Origin of the sequence: Shewanella sp. 11B5, assembly GCF_002836795.1 — a bacterium.
In the GTDB taxonomy this organism is placed as follows: Bacteria; Pseudomonadota; Gammaproteobacteria; order Enterobacterales; family Shewanellaceae; genus Shewanella; species Shewanella frigidimarina.
The window spans coordinates 1-3433 of record NZ_PJAP01000878.1 but is presented as its reverse complement, the minus strand read 5'-3'; the positions used below and the strand labels follow the sequence as shown (position 1 = coordinate 3433).

The 3433-nt window shown below is 43.3% G+C and carries 4 protein-coding genes; all 4 read left to right on the top strand.

The genetic code is table 11. The annotated features are described in order from the left end of the window. A partial coding sequence (locus CXF78_RS17555; protein ID WP_102037482.1) for an ABC transporter permease occupies positions 1 to 1068 on the top strand: 1068 nt, incomplete at its 5' end. Beyond that, on the top strand, positions 1068 to 1787 hold the full coding sequence (gene lolD / locus CXF78_RS17550) for a lipoprotein-releasing ABC transporter ATP-binding protein LolD (RefSeq protein WP_102037480.1): 720 nt from the start codon (positions 1068 to 1070) through the stop codon (positions 1785 to 1787). The genes CXF78_RS17555 and lolD, both read left to right, overlap by 1 nt. After that, complete coding sequence (gene lolE, locus CXF78_RS17545) at positions 1784 to 3025, top strand: lipoprotein-releasing ABC transporter permease subunit LolE (RefSeq protein WP_102037479.1); 1242 nt, start codon at positions 1784 to 1786, stop codon at positions 3023 to 3025. Before lolD ends, lolE begins: the two co-directional genes overlap by 4 nt. 9 nt (positions 3026 to 3034) lie before the next feature. Continuing rightward, on the top strand, positions 3035 to 3433 hold a 399-nt coding region (locus CXF78_RS17540; RefSeq protein WP_102037481.1), incomplete at its 3' end, for a GNAT family N-acetyltransferase.

The following is a 3433-nucleotide window of genomic DNA, read 5'->3' as shown; positions in this document are numbered from 1 at the left end:
TTAGGGGCGGTGCCGCAGATGACCCTTATCAGTGATATGGGATTTAGGGATTGGCAACAAAGTAGCCAAAGCCTGTTGGCGGATAAATATTTATTACAAAATATTCGTGGCATTGTGCCTAGTGCGACTACGCAAGCTATGATCCAATCGAGCAGTAACATTCAAGCGATACAAATGTATGGGGTTTACCCAGAGCTTGAGCAATCATTGTCGAGCATTGCGGCTCATACTTATTCAGATGCTTTTTCAACGTTACAAGCTGGCAAGTATTCAATTGTGCTCGGCACCGATCTAGCCCGCAAATTAGACGTTAAAGCGGGCGATAAGGTTAGAGTGTTAAGCGGTGATGGGGTGGTGTATTCACCAATGGGCCCGGTGCCGAGTCAGCGTAAATTTACTGTTGCAGGTGTATTTGAAATGGGCTCGCAAGTCGATTCAAGTGTTGCCTATGTACATTATAAAGATGCGCGTAAATTGATGCGCCAAGACAGTAATACCATTAATGAATTACGGGTCTATTTGAACGATCCATTTTCCGCGCCAGCGTTAGCACCCAAACTGGTTGCTGGATTTGCGAAGCAAAATATCGACATCAAAACTCGTGATTGGCGCCAAGATTTTGGTCATTTATTTGCCGCCGTAAAAATGGAAAAAAATATGATGTCACTCATGCTCAGTTTAATTGTCGCCGTAGCGGCATTTAATATTGTGTCAGCATTGGTGATGATGGTGGTGGATAAAACAACCGATGTTGCGGTGCTAAAAACCCAAGGGTTAACGACTACTTCAGTGATGAATATTTTTATTGTGCAAGGCTCGCTTAATGCGATGTTAGGGTTAATGCTTGGCGCGATTGCGGGCATTGTGTTAACGCTTAACTTGAATGAAATATTAACCACTGTTGGTATTTCTATTTTAGGTGTCGGTCAGACGCTACCTGTGGAATTGTCATTAGCGCAATTGAGTTTCATCATCTTAGGCACTTTATTGATTACTTTAATTGCCACTCTTTATCCTGCGTTGTCCGCCGCAAGGGTTCAACCTGCTACCGCTTTGAGATACGAATAATGAGCCAGACACAACAAGCGTTATTACAAGTTCAACACGTCAGTAAGCATTATCATGACGGTGAAGTGACCACTCAGGTATTATCGGGTGTTGATTTAACCGTGTATAAGGGTGAGCAGCTAGCCATTGTAGGCAGTTCTGGATCGGGTAAAAGTACGCTTTTACATATCATGGGTACCTTAGACACGCCAACGTCTGGAACCGTGTTATTAGACGGCGAAGATTTATATCAATTGTCTAGTGCGCGTCAGGCACAAATACGTAATCAGGATTTGGGCTTTATCTATCAATTTCATCATTTATTGCCAGAGTTTACCGCGATTGAAAACGTGGCGATGCCAGCATTTATTCAAGGCAGAGATAAAACGCAAGCCTTGGTAGACGCAAAAAATTTACTTGAACGTGTGGGGTTAGGTCATCGTTTGCAGCATATTCCGGCGCAATTGTCGGGTGGTGAACGTCAACGTGTGGCGATTGCCAGAGCACTTATCAACAAACCAAAGTTAGTATTAGCCGATGAACCTACAGGTAATTTGGATGCCAGCAGTGGTGATAATGTTTATGCGATGATCCGCGAGTTAGCGCAGCAATTTGGTACGGCGTTCGTGGTGGTTACTCATGATCATAAATTAGCAGTCAAGATGGATCGTCAATTGACAATGAAAGACGGCATTTTGCAAGTTGTTGCTGCAACATCTCCAACAGGGCTAGCCGAATGAGTAAGTGGTTACCGTTAACAATTGGCTGGCGTTTTTTCCGTGCCAGACAGTCTAATGGCTTTATCGGTTTTATCTCATTTGCATCAACTGCGGGTATTGCCTTAGGTGTGGGTGTGCTAATTGTGGTGTTATCTGCCATGAATGGTTTTGAAAAAGAATTACAAGACCGGTTATTAGGCGTGGTGTCTCACGGCGAACTCGTTGGGGTTAACCAACCCATTGCCGATTGGCAGGATATTGCCAAAAGTGCTTCGAATATGCCGCAGATTAATGGCGTTGCTCCTTTTGTGCGCTTGCAAGGGTTAGTGCAAAAGCCAGGCGGGTTTCAAGGGTTAATCGTCAACGGTATTGATATTAAACATGAATCTGACGTGTCCAGCATTGCTGATTATATGTCTGTCGATGCATGGCATTCATTAAGCAGTGATGAAAATCATATCGTGCTTGGCCGCAGTTTATTAACTAAGTTGGGCTTGAAGGTGGGTGACACCTTGGCGATGTATACGCCAGATGCTAATAACAGCCAGTTAACGTCGGCCAAAAGCCATCGCTTTGTGGTGTCTGGCGTGTTCGAGTTGGGTGGCGAAATTGAATCGACTCAAGCTTATGTGTCGCTTGATTATTTAGCCGATTTGCTCGAGCTGGGTTCTGCCGTTTCTGGGGTACGAATTCAAGTCAATAATGTGTTTAATGCAGCAAGTATCACTCGTGATTTAGGATTTGCCCAAGAGCAGTATTTATACATTAATGATTGGACTCGCACACAAGGGCATTTATACCAAGATATTCAACTCGTTCGTTTAGTGATGTATTTGGTGTTAGCGCTGGTTATTGCTGTGGCGTGTTTTAATATTGTGTCGACACTTGTTATGGCAGTGCGCGATAAAGCCTCTGAAATTGCGATTCTGATGACAATGGGGCTTCATCGTGGTGCCATTATGGCGATATTTATTCTGCAAGGTGCTTTAAATGGACTGATGGGGTGCACTATTGGTGGCATATTAGGGGTCACTCTAGCATATAATTTAAGTGCTATTGCCAGCAGTCTTGAGCAGATATTAGGTATTCAACTATTAGCATCGGATATTTATTTTATTGATTTCCTTCCTTCTGAATTACATTATCAAGATGTATTAGTTGTATTGTTAATGGGCCTATTCATGAGCCTTATTGCAACCATTTACCCTGCGTGGAAAGCGACTAAAATTGCGCCAGCCACTGCATTAGCGGGAAGGTAGACTCTATAAATGAATGAGGTTGATATGGACAGTGATTCAAGTTTATGTTCATTAAAGTGTCCTACGTTAACCTCGGGTAGTTTAATCATCAGGCCATTTAGTCTTAATGATTTAACGGCATTTACCGCCTATAGAGCGGATCCTAATGTTGCGCGATATCAGAGTTGGACCGATTACCACTATCAAGATGCGCTAAGCTTATTCGATTCGACCCATTACCAAGATTTTGCTAAAGCAGGGCAATGGTATCAATTAGCCATTAGTGATCAGCATGAGTTGTTAATGGGCGATCTGGCGCTACATTTTATTGATGACAGCCAAGTTGAAGTCGGTTTTACGATCGCTCCTGCATTTCAAGGGCAGGGAATAGCGGCACAAGCGCTAACTCGTTTATTGCAATATTTGTTT